Here is an 18,292-nt window from a genome sequence, read left to right on the forward strand (position 1 = left end):
CGTGTACCTTCTTACATTCACGATAAAGCGTTGCTAGACTGCCTCATCGAAATCTGAAGAGGGCTTCACCATGAACCAAACAGACCTTAACTCTACGTCTAAAAACATCCTTGTACTTGGGGCAGGCGAACTCGGTCTCCCGGTGCTACGCAATCTTGCGCGTAAAGCCAAAGACGTCGAGGGCGCAAAGATCAGCGTGCTGCTGCGCGCAAGCGCCGTCGAGTCGCGCGAGCCAAGCAAGCAAAATGATATCGCGGAGATCCGAGGCCGCGGCATTGAAATCGTTGTAGGCGATCTTGTAAGGAGTTCCATCGATGAGCTGGCGGTTGTATTTGCGCGGTATGACACCGTGATCGGATGTGCCGGCTACGCAGCGGGAATCGACACGCCGATGAAGCTTGCCCGCGCCGCCTTGCAGGCAGGCATCCCGCGGTATTTCCCGTGGCAATTCGGAGTCGACTTTGACGTGATCGGTCGTGGCGGCCCGCAAGACATCTTCGACGCACAGTTGGACGTGCGCGAACTGCTGCGCAGCCAGCACCAGACCGAGTGGGTCATCATCTCGACCGGCATGTTCATGAGTTACCTGTTCGAGCCCGAGTTCGGCGTCGTTGACCTACAGAACGATGCCGTCCATGGGCTTGGCACGCTCGACACCGCCGTCACACTGACGACGCCCGATGATATTGGCGTGCTGACCGCCGAAATCGTGTTCGCAACGCCTCGCATCCGGAACGAGATCGTTTATCTGGCCGGCGACACCGTGACATACGGCGAAGTCGCCGACAAACTGCAAGCGGGCCTCGGCCGTCCCTTCACCCGTTCGGCCTGGAGCGTCGAATATTTGCTGGATGAACTGTCGCGCGACCCGCAGAACATGATGAGTAAATACCGCGCAGCCTTTGCACAAGGTAGGGGTATGTCGTGGGACAAAAGCGAGACGTTCAATCAGCGCAGAGGGATTCCGGTTACCGACGTCGCGTCTTGGATCAGCGCAAATCTTGGGTCGCTCCGAACCCAGTAACCGTCCGCCAGGCATCCGGCAAGCCGCGACCGCAACCATTAGGCGGCACCACACAAGACGCTGTTGCCCAACTGGGCAGCAGCTTCTGCACTCCGGCGCGGACGCGGCTCAGTTCAATCAAAGTCCTGCTGCACGCGCAAGTCGCGGGCTCGCCGAAACTGCCATAGCCTCAACCGATCAGCCACCTGTGGCGAATCAGCAAGTAGCGAGCTTGGGCGCCAGAAAACGCGCAAAGTCTTTCAACTGCGGAGCAATCTTGTGCTTGAGCGTTTCCAAATCGTATTCCTCGCTCATCCCTGCACAAGACACTACGTACTTCCAACCGTTCTCTGAACCATCTCCGCAAGGGCATGCGACAGCGTTGATTCCAAGACGCCAGGCGCCGATGCTCGTGCAGAATCCGTAACGGTCCCATTCGGCCTGGGCCGCCTCCATTTCTTCCACGATCCGGTCCCGAATGTCGCTTGGCTGGTTCTGCAATTCCTGTAGAACCTCGTGCTTCCTGGTTTCATCAGATATCGACCAGAAGACTCTACCAGCCGCAGCCTGCCAAAGCTTGAGCCGAGTCCCGATGCCCGTTCTCATCTGCACCTGGGCAGGTCCCGATACGCGGGCGACATAGATTACTTCCGAGCCGGCCTGAATATTGAGCGCGACCGTGGAGGCCCTCATCTGGTCCGCGAAGTCCTGCAAAAAAGGGCTCAACGCCTGGACACCTGCGACGCTGTCCATGACAGCGTAACTCCATGACATCGTCGCAGGACCCAGCTTGTACTTCTTGAGCGCACTGTCATACACCAGGTGCTTCGTTGTTGCCAGCGTGTAGGTCAAGCGTGTCACCGTCGACCGGGCGAGCCCTGTGCTGCGCGCGATTTCCTCGTTGCCCATTGCTGTGACGTCACGCGTGAACAGCGCAAGGATATCCAAGCCGCGGCTCAGCGCCGTGACGAAATGCCTTGAATCCTTTTTCTCGTCCAGCGTCGCGCGCAGGTCGGTCAATAAGTTTGAAGTTCGAGCCAAGACACTTATCCGTAGAAGTCGACGCCGGAAGTGTAGAGCATGCTCCCGCCCCATCACGTATTGCTCCCCTGCCGCACCGCCGCTCTGTAATTCTGCTATGCAGTATATATTACTGCACGTTGACACATGAAGTGCGCATCCATAGAATCCAGCCCAAGGCGTGACGCGTGCCCTCCGAGGCGCAAGAAGTCCGTACATTCATGGGAGATTGGTTATGAGCGCAACGCAGTCCGTGCTCGAGGGCGTGGTTGTCGTCGATGCATCAAGGGTTCTGGCGGGCCCGTATGCAGGTCAGATTCTTGGTGACCATGGGGCAGACGTCATCAAGGTAGAGGCCTTCGACGGCGACGACACAAGACGCTATGGACCTCCCGTCGCGGATGGGAGCGCGCCCTACTACCAGGGCCTCAATCGCAACAAAAAGAATGTCGCGCTGGATCTGAATTCAGCCAGCGGGCTCGACGCACTCCTTTCGCTTCTGGCATCTGCCGACGTGCTGATCGAAAACTTCAAGTTGAGCACCTGGCGCAAGTGGGGTATCGATGACCTGTCAACGCTGTCGGCGAGGTTTCCCCGACTGGTCCATTGCCGGATTTCCGGATTTGGGGAGACGGGTCAGTTCGGCGGGTTGCCAGGTTATGACGCCGCCATTCAAGCCATGTCGGGTCTGATGAGCACCAATGGCGATCCCGCTGTGAACGCGGCGCGGATTGGAATCCCCTTGGTGGACGCGGCCACAGGCATGCAGGCTGCGCTTGGCGTCATGCTTGCGCTCTATGAACGCGGGCGTTCCGAAAAGGGGCAGATGGTGGAGGCCACGCTGTATGACACTGCGTTGTCCCTGCTTCATCCACACGCCGCCAATGTGCTCTATGGCGGCGAAGCCCCCCGGACAGGGAATGGACATCCGAATCTGGTGCCGTACGACCTATACCAGACAGGCACGATTCCCATCTTCATCGCAGTTGGCAATGATCGGCAGTTTGCAACGCTTTGCCGACATCTTGGCCTCCAGGAAATCGTCCAGGACGCCGCTTACGCGACCAACGTCGGCCGCTTGACCCATCGCGCCCAACTCACCGCGCACCTGGCGGAAAAGCTGCTCGAGCACGATGGCATGCACCTGTTTTCCACGCTTATGGCGGCGGGCGTGCCCTGCGCCCCTGTTCTAACCGTTGACGAAGCCCTGAAGCTGCAGCACACCCGCGACCGAGAGATGGTTCTTGAAATGGACGGCTACCGCGGCGCCGGCATCCCCATCAAGCTTAGCCGCACGCCAGGAAGCTTGCGCTTCGCACCGCCCGGCATCGGCCAACACAACGCGGAGATCTTTGCCAGATTCGGCATCGCTTCAGAGCAGGCACTAACGACCGATTCTGAAAGCTGAAGTCTCGATCACTGATCCAGACAGAATCTACCCCAAAAAGAATTACGAGGAGACATACACATGACGCAAATTCGAGTTTCACAGCGCGCAGCCGCGGCTGCGGCCCTATTGCTGGCATCCGGCTTCGGGACAACGACCGCGACAGCCGAGACGCCTTATCCCAGCAGGCCAGTCACAATCATCGTACCGTTCGCTGCGGGCGGCTCGACGGACGTCCAGGCGCGGCTCGTCGCAAAGAGCCTGCAGGCAGTGATGGGGCAGCCGTTCGTCGTGGAGAACAAGGCGGGCGCATCCGGTTCGATCGGCGCGCGCGCAGCAGCTGCCTCAAAGCCCGATGGATACACGCTCTTGTTCGGTACCACCTCAACCGCGTCGGAGACCGTGCTGAACAAAGAGGCTGGCTTTGACATCAGGACCGACTTCACTCCGATCAGCATGATCACCAACGTCCCTTTCATGATGGCGGTTTCCTGCAGCTCAGGCATCAAGACTCCTGCTGACCTGGTGAAGCGGGCAAAGGAGAACCCTGGAAAGCTCAATTACGCATCCTGGGGCTACGGCAGCACAGGCAACATCATCGGCGAAATGCTCAAGTTGGCCACCAAGACTGACTTGACGCACGTGCCTTACAAAGGCGAGTCGCCCGCTGCGATGAGCGTGATCAGCGGGGAAACCGACCTCGCGTTCCTTTCGCCGGTTCAACTGCCCCAGGTCAAGGCCGGCAAGCTGTGCGCGATCGCCATCACAGGCGGCAAGCGCATGAGTGCACTGCCCGACGTGCCCACCATCGAGGAAGCGGGCATAGAGGGCGTCCACATGCCCATGTGGTCTGGCCTCATGGTGCCTGCAAAAGCATCGAACGACGTGGTCGCCACCCTTTCCCACGCGTTGGACAAGGCCCTGAAATCCGACGACCTGGTCAAGGCCGCCAACAGCATGTCTCTCGAGATCATCGGCAGCTCGCCCGAGGTCTTCAAAGATCAGATCAACGGAGACATCAAGACCGTCACCGACCTATCTCAGAAGACCAAACTTCGCCAGGAATGATCGTCGGTCTCGACGCAGGCCGCAGCCTGCGTCGAGAACTCACCAAAACGGAACATCAGATCATGTACGAATTTTGTAATGTCTCTCACGAAGACAAGTTGTGCATCATAACGATCAATCGCCCTGCAGTACGCAATGCGCTGCATCGGCCAGCGAACCTCGAGCTGCAACAAGCGTTCGACGATTTTCAAAACAACCCTGATCTGAGGGTGGCGATCCTGACCGGCGCAGGCGACGACGCATTCTGCGCAGGTAACGATCTTAAGTACCAAGCAGCCGGCAACGATACGACCTACCCCGAGGCGGGCTTCGGCGGCATCACGGCGAGGTTTGCCATGAACAAGCCCGTCATTGCTGCGGTAAATGGGCTCGCCATGGGTGGGGGGTTCGAGATTGCCCTCGCCTGCGATCTCATCGTAGCGTCTGAGAACGCATTCTTCTCGCTACCCGAGCCCTTGGTGGGACTGGCCGCGATTTGCGGCGGGATACTCCGATTGCCGCAGCAAATCCCGACGAAGCAGGCGATGGGAATCATCCTTACTGGGCGCCGCGTCATGGCGCAAGAAGCCCAGACGCTGGGTTTCGTCAATGAAGTGGTTCCAAGAGGCGAAGCCCTCAACGCCGCCCGCCGCTGGGCGGACCAAATACTGAAATGCTCACCGATGTCCGTCAAGGCGTCGAAAGAGCTGGCCTACAAGGGCATCCAAAACAGCAATCTAGAAGAGATGTACCCCATCCAAAAAGCCTTTCCCGCAGTCAAAGCGCTATACACGAGCCGTGACAGGACCGAAGGCGCAAAGGCGTTCGCTGAAAAACGCGCGCCAGTGTGGACGAACGAGCAGTAGGCTGCAGACCCGATCGGTAGCTGCGCCATCAACAACCAGAATTCTATGGACGCCAAACAGATCCGGCAGTTCATCGTGTTGAGCGAGACCCGCAACTTCAGCGTGGCGGCGCAGAAGCTGCACCTGAGCCAGTCGGCACTTTCCACTTCCATTCGAAAGCTGGAGGAGGAGTTTGACTGCCAGTTGTTCCATCGCACCAGCCGCGGCGTGAACCTGACCGTTGCTGGTCAGGCCGCGGCCGTTGAACTGCGCGCTGCAGCGGTGAGCTTGCGCATGGCCCGGGAAAGAGCCCGCCTCGCCCTGGCGGGCGATGGAAATACGTTGCGACTGGGATTCGTTGGAACTGCCGTCCGAACAGTGTTACCTGAGCTTCTGGCCAGATTCTGCGGTCAGTACCCACAGATCAAACTTGAGCTGCATGAATCCACGAACTCACAGCTGATAGAACGTATCAGGGCAGGCGAGATCGATGCCGGACTCGGCCGACTTCTCACCGAGTCGAATTCCGACCTGGCCTTCACCCACTTGCTGGATGACCATTTAACCATTGCGCTGCCACAAAGCCACCCGCTGGCCGAGAACGAAGAGGTCACGTTGGCGCAGATCGCTCCCTATCCATTCATTCATTACACAGGCGAGGTCCAGGCTGCCTTGGCGCCCTTGATCGACGCCTTGTTTGAAGCGGAAGGCCTGACACCCAATATTACCCACAGGGCCGTTCAGGTGCAGACCGTGATCGTTCTGGTCGAGGCGGGATTGGGGCTATCTCTCGTGCCCGCCAGTCTGGCCAAACGATTTTCCCCGCAAGTCGCCGTCCGAGCCATCTCTGGGATCGAAGCTCCGCGCCTGAACCTGGGCCTTATCAACCTGCGCAAAGGCGAGACGCACCTCTACTCATGCTTCCGGGATTCAGCACTCGGTTGGAAGCAGCAGAGAAGTCAGATGGCCGGATGACAAATTTCGGGATCACGACTCCAACTCGGGAAGTGGCTGCGCCTCCCATCCAGAGAGTTTCTCGATGGCCCGCGCAACCCTGAGCACGAGCGCCTCGTCGAAATATCGACCTACGATTTGGACAGCCATGGGCAGCCCTTGTGACGAAAGCCCGATCGGTACACTGATGGCCGGATGTCCAGTGACATTAAACGCATAGGCTTGCGCGGGCCAGCCGTGCGCCGTCCCCGCCGAAGTAAACGCCGGTGCAGTGTCCAGCGTTACCGCAGTGAGCACCACATCGCAGCGTTCGAAAACAGTGTCCATGCGCGCCGCGAGTTCACGGCGCAAGCGCAAGGCATTCAGATAATCTTCGGAAGATACCGCTGCACCCTGGACCAATCGGGACAACGTAATGTGGCCATAGTCCAGCGGCCGACTGCGCAAGTCTTTGGCGTGGAGCGCAAAAGACTCGGCCGCCAGGATCACCCGCCCTACCGCCACGCATTCTTCATCGTCGGGCAGGCACACCTCGACCATATTGGCTTGTTCCTGCGCCAGCCATTGGCTAGCCCGGTCAAAGCCTCGAAGGAATTCAGCAGACGTCTGGGCAAGATGCTGAAACCGCGAGCGCGCCACGCCGATCCGCAACCCGCGAACTCCGATATCCAGCATCGAGCAATAATCATCTACAGGCTCGTCAGCGCTGCCGGGATCTCTCGGGTCGTGCCCCGCAAGCACCTGTAGCCCGATGGCGGTATCCTCCACACTGCGTGCCAAGGGACCACAGTGGTCCAATGTCCAGGCTAGGGGAAACACGCCGTGTCGCGAGACTCTACCGTAAGTCGGCTTCAGGCCGACGACGCCGCACCATGCGGCCGGAATGCGGATCGAACCACCTGTGCAACTACCTAACGCAAGCCGCGTATAACCGGCCGCGACGGCAGCGCCTGACCCCGACGATGATCCGCCAGGAATATGGCGCAAACTCCACGGGTTACGCGCTGGCGGGAATGGCAGATCAAAACTGGGACCGCCCAAGGCGAATTCATGCGTGGCCAGTTTTCCCAGCACGATCGCGCCGGCATCTTTCAGGCGTTGCACACTCCCCGCATCCTGCTCGGCGATGTGATCCAAACGCAACTTCGAATGGCAGGTCGTCGGTTGACCAGCAAGATCGTAGATGTCTTTGACCGCAACAGGAATTCCGTGCAAGACCGGCAGATTGTCGGCACCCTGTTCGCGACGCCGCAAGTCGCAGGCGCGAGCCTCATTCAAGGCATACTCGCGGTTCAACTGAGTGAACGCATGAATGCGGGTGTCGCAGGCGTTGATTCGGTCAAGCGCAGCCCTGACCAGTTGCTCGGATTTGACGGCGCCAGACCGCAGCGCGCGCGCCATTTCGCTAATGGAAAGTTCCCTGCTCACAACGCCCCTCTCGAACGGGAAATGACAGTGTGGATGCCTGAGAGGCCTTCGCTCTCGACGACGCCGTTGATCAGGGCGCGTTGACGCTGCAACACGGTGAACTCGTGGAGAACCAAATCCATTCTATCCAGTGGCACAACGATGCGCTGTTCAGCAAGCGCATCCAGCAAGCCCTGCAACGACTGCTGATCGCCCTGGCCCACAATGTGGGCTTGCCCTTCACTGTTGGCACGCCCACTACATCCGCTCGATGTTGGCATCTTCAACTACCTTTTTCCACTTGGCCACATCGTCAGCAACGAAACTGCCGGAGTCCGGCACGTTCTTCCAGAACGGCACACTGCCCATGTCCATCAATCGGGCCTTGATTTTCTCGTCGTCCAGGATCACCTTGATCTTGTCATTGATCTTCTGTTGGATCTCCACCGGTGTCCCCTTGGGAACCATGAGCACATTCCAGGCGGTTTCATTGAAGCTCTTCAACAGCTCGGGATTCTGCTCGCTCAGGCTCTGCAACTCGGGCATCAACGGCGAGCGTTCGCCACCACCCATCCCGATACTTTTGACCTTGTTGTCCATGACGAACGGCTTGGCGGTGGACAGCATGTCGAAAGTGATATCGACTTGGCCAGCTACAACACTACTCATCGCGGGCGCTGCACCTTGAAAGGGAACATGCAACAGCTTGATGCCCGTCGCCAGTGTGAAGACTTCAGCAGCCATGTGTGAGGACGTCCCATAGCCGGCGGAGGCGTAGCTGATTTTCTCGGGATTCTGCTTTGCCAGGCTGATCAGATCGTTGACAGAAGAGACCTCCAGACTGTTGCGCGAGAACAGAATCATCGGGCCGCTATTGATCGTCACCACGGCATCCAATTGCTTCAAAAGGTCGTAGCCCGGCGCCTTATAGAGTGCGGCCGAAATGGTCTGGGCGGTCGTACCCATCAGCAGCGTATACCCGTCGGGCTTGGCACTCGTCACATAGCGCGTACCGATGTTCCCACCCGCACCCGATTTGTTCTCGACGACGACGTTGACGCCGAGACTATCGCCAAGCTCCTTCCCGATGATGCGGCCAATAACATCCGTCCCGCCGCCCGGTGGAAACGGGATCACCAATGTGATGGGGCGCTCTGGCCATGCGGCGTGAGCCGGTGCAAGCGCGAGAGTCAACAGCGCACCACAAAAGATTCTGCAAAGTTTTTTCATTTATTCATTTCCCCAAGCGACGGCGTTGATTTCGTTATCGAGTCTGCACAACGGTTCTTTCAAACCATGAGCCGACACTCTAGTGACGCCCCCCCCGAGGCGTCCAATTCAAAAGATTGAATCCACTATCTGCATCCTCGATAGGCACATTGCATGAGGAGCACCCCATAGAGAAAAGGCACGACCATCTAGGAAGACGGCATCTAGTCCAGTGATGCTGCTGGCACGATCCTGGACACCGCAGCCGCGCCCGCCTTCGGCCGGCTGCCGAAAGCATCTCCCCTGCGGCCGAATCGTTGATACCTCCATGAGGCAAATTTCCATTCGCTTGTCCGCAAGAGATTGGTCTGCTTCAACGCAGCCACGGTCAACTGTGCGCGGTTGGGCGAAAACTTGATTCCAACAACTAGAACCTCTTGGACGGTTCGCGCGACAAATTGATTTATCTGTACACATAAGACAGATCTGGAGCCGATCCTCTCATCTAGGGATTTCCCTAGGACTTCGTGAGCAAAGCGGCATTTCTAGCAGCGAAACTCGGAGCAGACCTAAAAGACGGCTTTGCACACGCTCAATTTTCGGATTAATCTAATCACAAAATACATTAGAGAATCCAATGGAGACACAACCAGATCAACGGCGGCCTTCGGGAGCCGTCCTATACACGGGCTGTAGAAGCTCTGCCGCTCGACAGGGCCGAGGCAGGGGTATCGCGGTATTCGCCCTCGCCGGCCCACGCCAGTTGGCTTCGTTGGGCGAGCAGACAACGCCGGAAAACCCGTCCTATCTAGCATTTGGCCTCAGCGGTCGCGTGCTTTATGCCGTGCATGGCGACGGCACGACGGTCAGCGCATACCAGGCAGCGGAGGACGGCGGGCTAGCACCTATCGGCCGGAGGGACTGCGGCGGCAGAAATCCCGTGCATCTGCTGGTAAGCCGATCAGGTCGCTGGCTGATGGTGGCGAACTACGCCACCGGAACCCTCAGCGCGTTGCCCATTCTCGCCGACGGCGCATTGGGGCCCGTTGCGTCGTCGCTCGCCTTGCCCGGAGACGCCGGGCCGCATCGCACGCAGCAAACGGGTGCTCACCCGCACCAGCTTGTCTACCACCCTGCCAGCGACTGGATCGCGGTGCCGGACAAAGGCACGGACGCCATCCATACCGTGCGCATCGACGAGGCAACGGGCGCGTTGCAATGGCAAGGCAACGCGCGCCTACCCGCCGGCAGCGGCCCTCGTCACCTCGTTTTCAGCCCCGACGGCGCCACTGCATGGATCACGCTGGAACTGTCCAGCCAGGTTCTTGCCGCCGCCGTATGCCCCGACAGCGGCACGTTCACCCCCACGCAGCGGCTGTCGACCCTGCCGGACACCTACACGGGCGACAACACCGCCGCCGGCATTGTGTTGCTGTCCGATGACCGACTGTTTGTTTCCAACCGAGGCCACGGCAGCGTCGTTGCGTTCAGCGTCCAAGGGAGCCGAATGACTTCCCCACGCTGGTACCTCACGCACGGCACGATTCCTCGCTTCATTACGGCGACGCCTGATCAGCAGCGCCTGTTGGTCGCCAACGAAGACAGCGATGTCATCGAGTGCCTGGATGGTACCGGCCCACTTCAACCGATCGTTCATACCGGCAGCCCAGTCTGCATCGTATTCAAGCCCGGAGTTTCAGCATGACCCAGCCCCCCCTTCCCCGCCAAGCCCCAATCCGCGCCACTTACATGCGCGGCGGCACCAGCAAAGGCGTGTTCTTCACGCTTGACGACCTGCCTGATTGCGCGCGTCACCCCGGCGCGTCCCGCGACGCGCTGATGCTGCGTGTAATCGGCAGCCCAGACCCCTATGGCAAACAGATTGACGGAATGGGCGCAGCGACCTCAAGCACCAGCAAAGTCGTGATCGTCAGCCGCAGCGAGCGCGACGACTGCGATGTGGACTATCTGTTCGGCGCCGTCGCCATCGAAGGTGCGGTGGTCGACTGGAGCGGCAATTGCGGCAACCTCACCTCGGCCGTCGGCCCGTTCGCGATCCAGCGCGGGCTGGTCGATGCCCCAGCCGAGGGTTGGGCCACGGTTCGCATCTGGCAAGCGAATATCCAGAAACGAATCGTGGCGCACGTTCCCGTCAGTGGAGGCCAAGTGGTGGAACTGGGTGACTTCACGCTGGACGGCGTGACGTTCCCCGCTGCGCAGGTCAAGCTCGAGTTCCTGGATCCCGGCGCCGATGCCGATAGCGAAGGCGGCGCCATGTTCCCCACGGGCAACCGTATCGATACCTTGCGAGTGCCCGGGGTTGGCGATGTACAGGCAACGCTGATCAATGCCGGCAACCCGACGATCTTCGTCGCCGCCTCGGCGCTCGGTTTGCAGGGCAACGAATTGCAGGAGGACGTCAACAACAACGCCGGACTGTTGGCCCGCTGCGAAGCGATCCGTGCACATGCCACGGTTGCGATGGGCCTGGCCGCCAGCGCTCAGGAAGCGACCGAGAAGCGCCCACACACGCCAAAACTCGCCTTCGTCGCCAAGCCCACAGGCTACATCGCGTCCGATGGCAAACCCGTCGATACCGCATCCATCGACATCTGCGCTCGAATCCTGTCAATGGGCAAGCTGCACCACGCCATGACGGGAACCGGCGCCGTTGCCATCGCGGTTGCCGCTTCCATTCCCGGCACTCAGGTGTCAGAACTGTTGGGCAACACCGCCCGTGCGGAGATTCGTTTTGGGCATCCGTCCGGCACCTTGAACGTCGGCGCACAGGCGGCGCAACACGACGGCGAATGGGTCGTGGAAAAAGCCTTGATGAGCCGGTCAGCCCGTCGCCTGATGGACGGCCAGGTCTACGTGCCCGAATCCCTTGTTCTGTAATTACCACGCATCATGAACGATCTTCCTATTCTGCCGCTGGCCGGCCGCACGATTCGCTACGTCCCGATCGCCAGCTTGCCCGGTGTGGAGCGGCTTCCCTTTTCCCTGCGCATCCTGCTTGAAAATCTGGCGCGACAAGCGCGCCAGGGGCTGGACACCGCGTCCGAGATGTCCGCGCTGTTGAATCGCGACACCGGGGCCGGACTTACCTTCTACCCAGCGCGCGTATTCGGCCAGGACATCCTTGGCCAGGTCATGCTGGTCGACATGGCGGGGCTGCGGGATGCCGTCGCCGATGCTGGCGGCGACGCCAGCGCGGTGCGCCCCAAGGTGCCGGTGGACGTCATCATTGACCACTCGCTGCAGGTGGACCGCTGGGCCAGCGCCGACGCGCGCCAGGTCAACCTGGACAAAGAGTACGAACGCAATGGCGAGCGCTTCGCGTTCTTGCGCTGGTGCAGCAGCAGCTTCGAAGGCGTGCGTATCGTGCCGCCGGGCAAAGGAATCATGCATCAGATCCACCTTGAAAACATCGGGCAGGTGGTTCGCATCGAAACGCAGCAAGGCGAGGAATTGGCCATTCCCGATACCTGTGTCGGCACCGACAGCCATACGCCCATGATCAACGGCCTGGGCATCCTGGGCTGGGGCGTGGGCGGCATCGAAGCAGAAGCCGTGATGGTCGGAAAGCCAGTTGCGCTGGCGTTGCCCGAAGTGGTAGGCGTTGAGGTGCGCGGCCAACTGCGCGAAGGTGTCATGCCCACGGATCTTGTACTGGCCATCACGCAGCAGATGCGCAAGATCGGGGTGGTAGGCCAGTTCGTCGAGTTCTTCGGCAACGGCCTCGAAACCCTGTCCCTAGGCGACCGGGGGATGATCGCAAATATGGCACCGGAATACGGCGCCACGGCGGTTTACTTTCCCATCGACCACCGCACCCTCTCCTACCTGCGCATGACAGGCCGCGACGAATCCCAACTGGAACTGGTGGAGGCCTATGCCAAGGCGCAGGCCCTCTGGCGCGATGCCGCCACGCCGGCGCCGGTCTTCGACCGTGTCATCACCATCGTGCTGGACGACATCGCTCCGTGTCTTGCCGGCCCGCGCAACCCCGAAGATCGCGTGCTGTTGGGCGAGGCGAGGCGCGCGTTCGAACAGCATCACATCGACATCGCCGGGATACCCGTGGATGACCGTCGTAAGGTGGTCGTACAGGGCGCGGACTACGCGCTGCACGACGGCGCCGTCGTCATTGCAGCCATCACCAGTTGCACCAACACGGCCAACCCAGTCAACATGATGGCGGCTGGCCTGGTGGCGAAGAAAGCCGTTGCTTTGGGACTGCGCACGCAGCCATGGGTAAAGACATCACTCGTGCCCGGCAGCCATGTGACCGCCGCGGTGCTGGAAAAGGCCGGTTTGCAAAACGCCCTGGATACCCTGGGCTTTCACGTCGCAGGCTTTGGCTGCACAACGTGCAACGGTGGCTCCGGCCCGCTGCCCCAGCCCATCGCAGAAGCCATCGAACGTGAAAAGCTGGTAGCCACCGCCGTGTTGTCCGGCAATCGGAATTTTGAAGGCCGAATCCATCCCAATGTGCGCGCCGCCTACCTGGCCTCGCCCGCCCTGGTCGTCGTATATGCGCTGACCGGCACGCTGCTGCGCGACGTCACCACCGACCCCATCGGGGTGGATAAGGTCGGCAACCCTGTGTACCTGCGAGACGTGTGGCCCACCGCCGCGGAGATTGCCGCGCTGGTGGACACCACGTACGAACCGGAAATCTTCCGCGCAAAATACGCGGATCTTTTCGACGGCGGCCCGCAGTGGGATGCGCTGTCGGGTACGGCCAGCGAACGTTTCAACTGGCAGCCCGACAGCACCTACATCCGCCAGCCCCCGTACTTCGACGGGCTGCGTGCGCAACCTTCTCCGGTGTCCGACATTATCGGCATGAGGCCGCTCGCCATCCTTGGCGACTCCGTCACCACGGATCATATTTCGCCCTCTGGCGCGATCAGCCTGGGCACGCCCGCCGCCGATTTCTTGCTGGCCAAAGGCGTGCAAAAGGCGGACTTCAACAACTACACCACGCGTCGCGGCAACCATGACGTCGCTGTGCGTGCCACGTTCGCGAACATCCGGTTGCGCAATCGTATCGTTCCCGGCGTCGAAGGCGGCTATACACGCCTGATGCCCGAAGGCGAGCAAATGCGGATCTTCGAGGCGGCAGAGGCCTATCTGCAACGGAAAACGCCGCTTACCGTGATTGCAGGCCGCAACTACGGGTGCGGTTCATCGCGCGACTGGGCGGCCAAGGGCGTGGCATTGCTCGGCGTGAAGACCGTGATCGCCGAAAGCTTCGAACGCATCCATCGCACCAATCTCGTGGGCATGGGCATACTGCCCTTGCAGTTCGAACCTGGCACCACAGCCGATTCGCTGGCGCTTGACGGCTCTGAAACGATTGATGTCCTGGGCTTGACCGAACAACTAGCTGTTGGGGATCGTGTCAAGGCCGCCATTCACCGAGCTGACGGCACCACGACCACAATTGCGCTGATCGTGCGGCTGGACACGACCGAGGACGTCGATTACTGGCGCCATGGCGGAATCATGCCCCTCGTCTGGCGAGACTACTTGCACCAAAACAGCCAACCCTAACCCCCTCCCCGCGGCGCGAAAGGCTCGCCCGGCATCGACCGGGCGGGGCATCGTTCGCCCTGCAATTCGATAACCATAACAAAGCCAGGAGACAAACCCATGCTTACCCTGCTTGCCTACGGGATGATCATCGCGTTCATGGCGCTCATCATGAGCGGACGTGCTACCGCCCTGATCGCCTTGATCACTGTTCCCATTCTGTTCGCCCTGCTTGGCGGCTTTGGCCCAGAGATCGGCCCGATGGTCATGAGCGGCCTGCGCGCCATTGCACCGACCGGCGTCTTGCTCATGTTTGCCATTCTGTACTTCGGCCTGATGATCGACGTGGGGCTGTTCGACCCTCTCATTCGCGCCATCGTACGCGTCTGCCAGGGCGACCCCATGCGGGTGATCGTCGGCTCTACCCTGCTCGTGCTGTTGGTGTCGCTGGATGGCGATGGCTCAACAACCTACCTGCTGTGCCTGACAGCCATGTTGCCCTTGCACCGCCAATTGGGGATCAATCCGCTGATCCTGCCCTGCCTGGCGATGCTGAGCAACAGCATCATGAACATCTCCCCCTGGGGCGGCCCGACAGCACGCGTCATGAGCGCGCTTCATCTGGATGCCTCTCAAGTCTTCCTTCCGCTGATTCCGGGCATGATCGCCGCGTCCGCCGTGACGCTGGGCATTGCATGGTGGTTTGGTCGCCGGGAACGCGCCCGGCTCAAGACCATTCAATGGCGCGACGCCGCGCCGGTCATGGAATCTCCGCTGGGCGGCAACGTGCAGCTGTCCAGCCATCCTCGCAGCAAGCCGCTGATGATGTTCAACCTGATCCTGACCTGCGCGCTGATGGTCGGGCTGGTAGTCGGTGCACTGCCATTGCCGCTGCTGTTCATGGGCGCGTTCGCGATCGCGATCTCGGTGAACTTCCCGTCGCTGCAAGACCAAAAAGAGCGCATGGCAGCACACTCAGCAAGTGTGGTTGCCGTGGTTTCCGTGATTTTTGCCGCAGGGATCTTCACCGGCATCCTGTCGGGCACGAAGATGACTGACGCCATCGCCCAAAGTGTCATCGGCATCATCCCGGAGTCGGCGGGCAATTTCCTTCCGCTGATCACGGCGCTGCTCAGCGCACCGATGACTTTCTTCCTGTCGAACGACGCCTTCTATTTCGGTGTCGTTCCGATCCTGGCCGAGGCGGGCAAGGCCTACGGCATCGCGCCCGAGATCATCGCGCGCGCTTCGTTGCTGGGGCAGCCGGTCCACCAATTAAGTCCACTGGTGGCCGCGAACTACGTACTGATAGGCATCGCGGGCGTGGAGTTCGGCGCGCACCAGCGGTTCACGTGGAAATGGGCAGTGCTGCTGGCGCTGGTGATGATTGCCGTGGCCGGTTTGATCGGCGTGGTGCCGCTGTACTAACGCGCAGCAGCCAAGCCCAGACTGAAGTACATAACGGAAGCACATTACAAAACAACTGAGGAGACAACCATGGACATTCACATGGCTACTAAGTATCACATTCAAAACGAATCCCGGCGCCGCGCGATGCGATCCTTATCGGGCCTGGCCATGGCGGCGCTGTCCCTGCCGCTGTCCCGGGTCAGCTTGGCGGCGGGCCAGTATCCCGAAAAGGCCATTTCGCTCATCGTTCCGCAACCCGTCGGCGGCGATGCGGACGCCGTGTGTCGGCTGCTGCAACCCCTTTGGCAAAAGGCGCTGGGCCAGTCCGTGATCGTAGACAATCGCGCCGGGGCCGCGGGCAACATCGGCACAGCCGCCGGATCCCGTGCGCCGAGTGATGGTTACACGCTGACGTTTGTGAACCAGGGAACGATGACCATCAACCCGTTTCTATACAAGGACCCCGGCTATCACGTGGCAGACCTCGCTCCCGTGAGCCTCATGACGTCGATTGATCTCATCATCTGCGCGCATCCGTCAGTACCCGCCGCGAACCTTGCCCAGTTCCTGGCGCTTGCCCGCAAACAGCCTGGCGGCTTCACCTACGGCACTGCCGGCAATGGCAGTGCCAATCACCTTGCAGGAGAGATGCTCAAATCCATGGCGGGAGTCGATCTCGTTCATGTGCCCTATCGAGGCGGCGGCCCGGCAATGATCGGTGTTTTGGGCGGCGAGATATCCACGGTCGTTGCCTTTCCGTTGGCCGCGTTGCCGCACATACGCTCTGGCAAGCTGAAGGCCTTGGCCATTACCGGCAGCCAGCGCAACCCCGCTCTGCCGGACGTTCCCACGGTCGCTGAAAGCGGCGTGCCGGGATATGAATTCACGTCGTGGATGGGCCTGGTCGCGCCCAAAGGGACACCCGTGGACCGGATTGAAACTGTGGCCGACGCCACGCGGCAAGCGATGGGAGATCCATCGGTCCGTCAGCGCCTGAACGACGCAATGACCACGCCTGTTGCGGGCGGGCCGCAAGCGCTACGCGAAATTATCAATAAGGATTCGGAAAAGATGTCCGCGCTGATATCCAAGTTCCAGCTCAAAATCGACTGATACTCGCAACGGCGGCCGCTACGCCGCTTCATCGACGGCGACGCGCTAGAATCCTGCCATGGAGAAGACGAAGGAACTTACCTCGGTACAAGCCCGCGTCGTCCGCGAGATCGTCGCACTAGTGCGCCGTGAAAAGCGCGAGGCGGGGAGCCCTCTTGCAGAAGTCGCGCTTGCGGAAGCGATCGGTACGTCGCGAAGCCCCGTACAAGTTGCCTTGCGGCATCTGTCGGAGCTGGGCCTCGTGCACCGGGACGCCAACCGCCGCTTCGTGCTGACACGCGCTGCGCAGGACCTGGAAGAAGAGGCGCGGACCTTGCTTGCAGAGCCAGACGATCCTCTCTACGACAGGATCGCCCGCGCACGGCAAGCGGGGGAACTGCCTGACGAGGTCAGTGAAGCTCAGTTGATGAGGCTATTCGGCGTCGCGCGCAGCACTCTGCGAAAGGTACTTTCCCGGATAGCAAAAGAGGGGTGGGTGGAACAGCGGGTCGGTAACGGTTGGTTGTTCCTACCTATGATCGACTCCCCACAGGCCTACGAAGAGAGCTATTTGTTCCGGCAGTCGATAGAACCAGCCGCGATTCTGAGCCCGTGGTTTACAGCAGATCGAAACGAGCTCCAAGGCTTGATCCGAGAACAGCGTTTCATCGTTGACGGTGGCTATCAAACGATGACTGCAATTGAGCTCTTTGAAGCAAACTGCCACTTCCATGAAACCCTAGCAAAATGGTCTGGCAACCGATTTGTCCTGCAGACGATTCAACGACTAAATGAACTTCGCCGCCTGGTAGAGTATCGCCAGGCCAGTGCGCGTACGCCACGGCGCACCCAAGCAGAAGAGCATCTGGCCATTCTCGCCGCGATTCAAACGCAGGATCTTATAGAAGCTGCCGGCCTGATGCGCAAACATCTCGAGGATGCCAGACGCGCGAAGGTCTACGGACAGAGCGGGTTCTCTGCCAAAGAGGTCCAGGACCGGCAAAATAGTGTCTTAGCGCTTCAAGGGATGGAAGATTCCACGGCTTCCACGCAAGAAAGGTCTTGATCCGCATCGCATTGCGGATCGCATATGGCTCCATGCTGGGGGCCTGACCAGCATCGATATGACTTTTTGAGTCCCCGCAGACGGCCGCCAAGGTCAGCTCGCGGCCAAGAGCGAACGGCCATCTCAGTTTTTTATTTATAGGCTCGCCCGCGCCGCCCGAGGCAATCAGATTGCCGTCACGTCTCCAAACTCCTGCCCATCTCGGCATGGCGCAGCCGTCCCTACACGCTCAGAGAGTGGACGACGCCCAGCGACCAACGGCTTTCCCGTTCGGACCTTTGAAGCCATATCGGAATCGGCAGATCAGGCCG

General features: G+C 60.2%; 15 protein-coding genes. 11 read left to right on the top strand and 4 right to left on the bottom strand.

Annotation, left to right across the window (positions count from 1 at the left end):
* Positions 1-70: 70 nt before the first annotated feature.
* Positions 71-1,024, top strand: coding sequence for an aromatic alcohol reductase (locus AAID08_RS21700; protein WP_395756893.1), 954 nt, complete (start codon positions 71-73; stop codon positions 1,022-1,024).
* Positions 1,025-1,219: 195 nt separating this feature from the next.
* Here the strand turns inward: AAID08_RS21700 and AAID08_RS21705 are convergent, their stop codons facing one another.
* On the bottom strand, positions 1,220-2,044 hold the full coding sequence (locus AAID08_RS21705) for an IclR family transcriptional regulator (RefSeq protein WP_198140027.1): 825 nt from the start codon (positions 2,042-2,044) through the stop codon (positions 1,220-1,222).
* A 214-nt stretch (positions 2,045-2,258) separates the two neighbouring features.
* Between AAID08_RS21705 and AAID08_RS21710 the strand changes: the two genes are divergently transcribed.
* Genes AAID08_RS21710 through AAID08_RS21725 form a run of 4 tightly spaced genes read left to right on the top strand, consistent with a single transcriptional unit; the run spans position 2,259 to position 6,277 of the window.
* Positions 2,259-3,431, top strand: coding sequence for a CaiB/BaiF CoA-transferase family protein (locus AAID08_RS21710; RefSeq protein ID WP_006383842.1), 1,173 nt, complete (start codon positions 2,259-2,261; stop codon positions 3,429-3,431).
* 60 nt (positions 3,432-3,491) lie between these two features.
* Positions 3,492-4,478, top strand: a complete 987-nt coding sequence (locus AAID08_RS21715; protein WP_006383841.1) for a tripartite tricarboxylate transporter substrate binding protein — start codon at positions 3,492-3,494, stop codon at positions 4,476-4,478.
* Positions 4,475-5,323 carry an enoyl-CoA hydratase-related protein gene (locus AAID08_RS21720; protein WP_232295933.1) on the top strand — a complete coding sequence of 283 codons (849 nt, stop codon included), beginning with the start codon at positions 4,475-4,477 and terminating at the stop codon, positions 5,321-5,323. Before AAID08_RS21715 ends, AAID08_RS21720 begins: the two co-directional genes overlap by 4 nt.
* Before the next feature lie 45 nt (positions 5,324-5,368).
* Positions 5,369-6,277: a LysR substrate-binding domain-containing protein gene (locus tag AAID08_RS21725; RefSeq protein WP_263911540.1), complete on the top strand. Its 909-nt coding sequence runs from the start codon at positions 5,369-5,371 to the stop codon at positions 6,275-6,277.
* A gap of 12 nt (positions 6,278-6,289) precedes the next feature.
* Here AAID08_RS21725 and AAID08_RS21730 read toward each other — a convergent pair whose 3' ends face one another.
* The 3 genes from AAID08_RS21730 to AAID08_RS21740 are packed head-to-tail and all read right to left on the bottom strand — an operon-like array spanning position 6,290 to position 8,893.
* Positions 6,290-7,684, bottom strand: coding sequence for an Asp-tRNA(Asn)/Glu-tRNA(Gln) amidotransferase GatCAB subunit A (locus AAID08_RS21730; RefSeq protein WP_006383838.1), 1,395 nt, complete (start codon positions 7,682-7,684; stop codon positions 6,290-6,292).
* Positions 7,681-7,950, bottom strand: a complete 270-nt coding sequence (locus AAID08_RS21735) for a hypothetical protein (RefSeq protein ID WP_157140411.1) — start codon at positions 7,948-7,950, stop codon at positions 7,681-7,683. Before AAID08_RS21735 ends, AAID08_RS21730 begins: the two co-directional genes overlap by 4 nt.
* Positions 7,922-8,893: a tripartite tricarboxylate transporter substrate binding protein gene (locus AAID08_RS21740; protein ID WP_006383837.1), complete on the bottom strand. Its 972-nt coding sequence runs from the start codon at positions 8,891-8,893 to the stop codon at positions 7,922-7,924. The genes AAID08_RS21735 and AAID08_RS21740 overlap by 29 nt, the downstream gene beginning before the upstream one ends.
* A 616-nt stretch (positions 8,894-9,509) precedes the next feature.
* Here AAID08_RS21740 and AAID08_RS21745 point away from each other — a divergent pair.
* The 6 genes from AAID08_RS21745 to AAID08_RS21770 all read left to right on the top strand — a co-directional run bounded on the left by AAID08_RS21745 (position 9,510) and on the right by AAID08_RS21770 (position 17,981).
* A complete protein-coding gene (locus AAID08_RS21745; RefSeq protein ID WP_262761357.1) occupies positions 9,510-10,577 on the top strand; it encodes a lactonase family protein in 1,068 nt (355 codons plus the stop codon).
* Positions 10,574-11,770: a 2-methylaconitate cis-trans isomerase PrpF gene (gene prpF / locus AAID08_RS21750; RefSeq protein WP_006383835.1), complete on the top strand. Its 1,197-nt coding sequence runs from the start codon at positions 10,574-10,576 to the stop codon at positions 11,768-11,770. Before AAID08_RS21745 ends, prpF begins: the two co-directional genes overlap by 4 nt.
* Positions 11,771-11,782: 12 nt before the next feature.
* A complete protein-coding gene (gene acnA, locus AAID08_RS21755) occupies positions 11,783-14,434 on the top strand; it encodes an aconitate hydratase AcnA (RefSeq protein ID WP_006383834.1) in 2,652 nt (883 codons plus the stop codon).
* A gap of 99 nt (positions 14,435-14,533) precedes the next feature.
* Positions 14,534-15,841 (top strand): CitMHS family transporter, encoded by a 1,308-nt coding sequence (locus AAID08_RS21760; RefSeq protein ID WP_006383833.1) that lies wholly within the window; start codon positions 14,534-14,536, stop codon positions 15,839-15,841.
* A 69-nt stretch (positions 15,842-15,910) separates the two neighbouring features.
* The gene (locus AAID08_RS21765; RefSeq protein ID WP_006383832.1) at positions 15,911-16,936 is read left to right on the top strand and encodes a tripartite tricarboxylate transporter substrate binding protein; all 1,026 of its coding nucleotides are present in this window, start codon (positions 15,911-15,913) and stop codon (positions 16,934-16,936) included.
* 58 nt (positions 16,937-16,994) lie between these two features.
* The gene (locus AAID08_RS21770) at positions 16,995-17,981 is read left to right on the top strand and encodes a GntR family transcriptional regulator (protein WP_006383831.1); all 987 of its coding nucleotides are present in this window, start codon (positions 16,995-16,997) and stop codon (positions 17,979-17,981) included.
* Positions 17,982-18,292 lie beyond the last annotated feature (311 nt).

The organism is Achromobacter sp. EB05 (assembly GCF_044232075.1).
In the GTDB taxonomy this organism is placed as follows: domain Bacteria; phylum Pseudomonadota; class Gammaproteobacteria; order Burkholderiales; family Burkholderiaceae_B; genus Achromobacter; species Achromobacter dolens.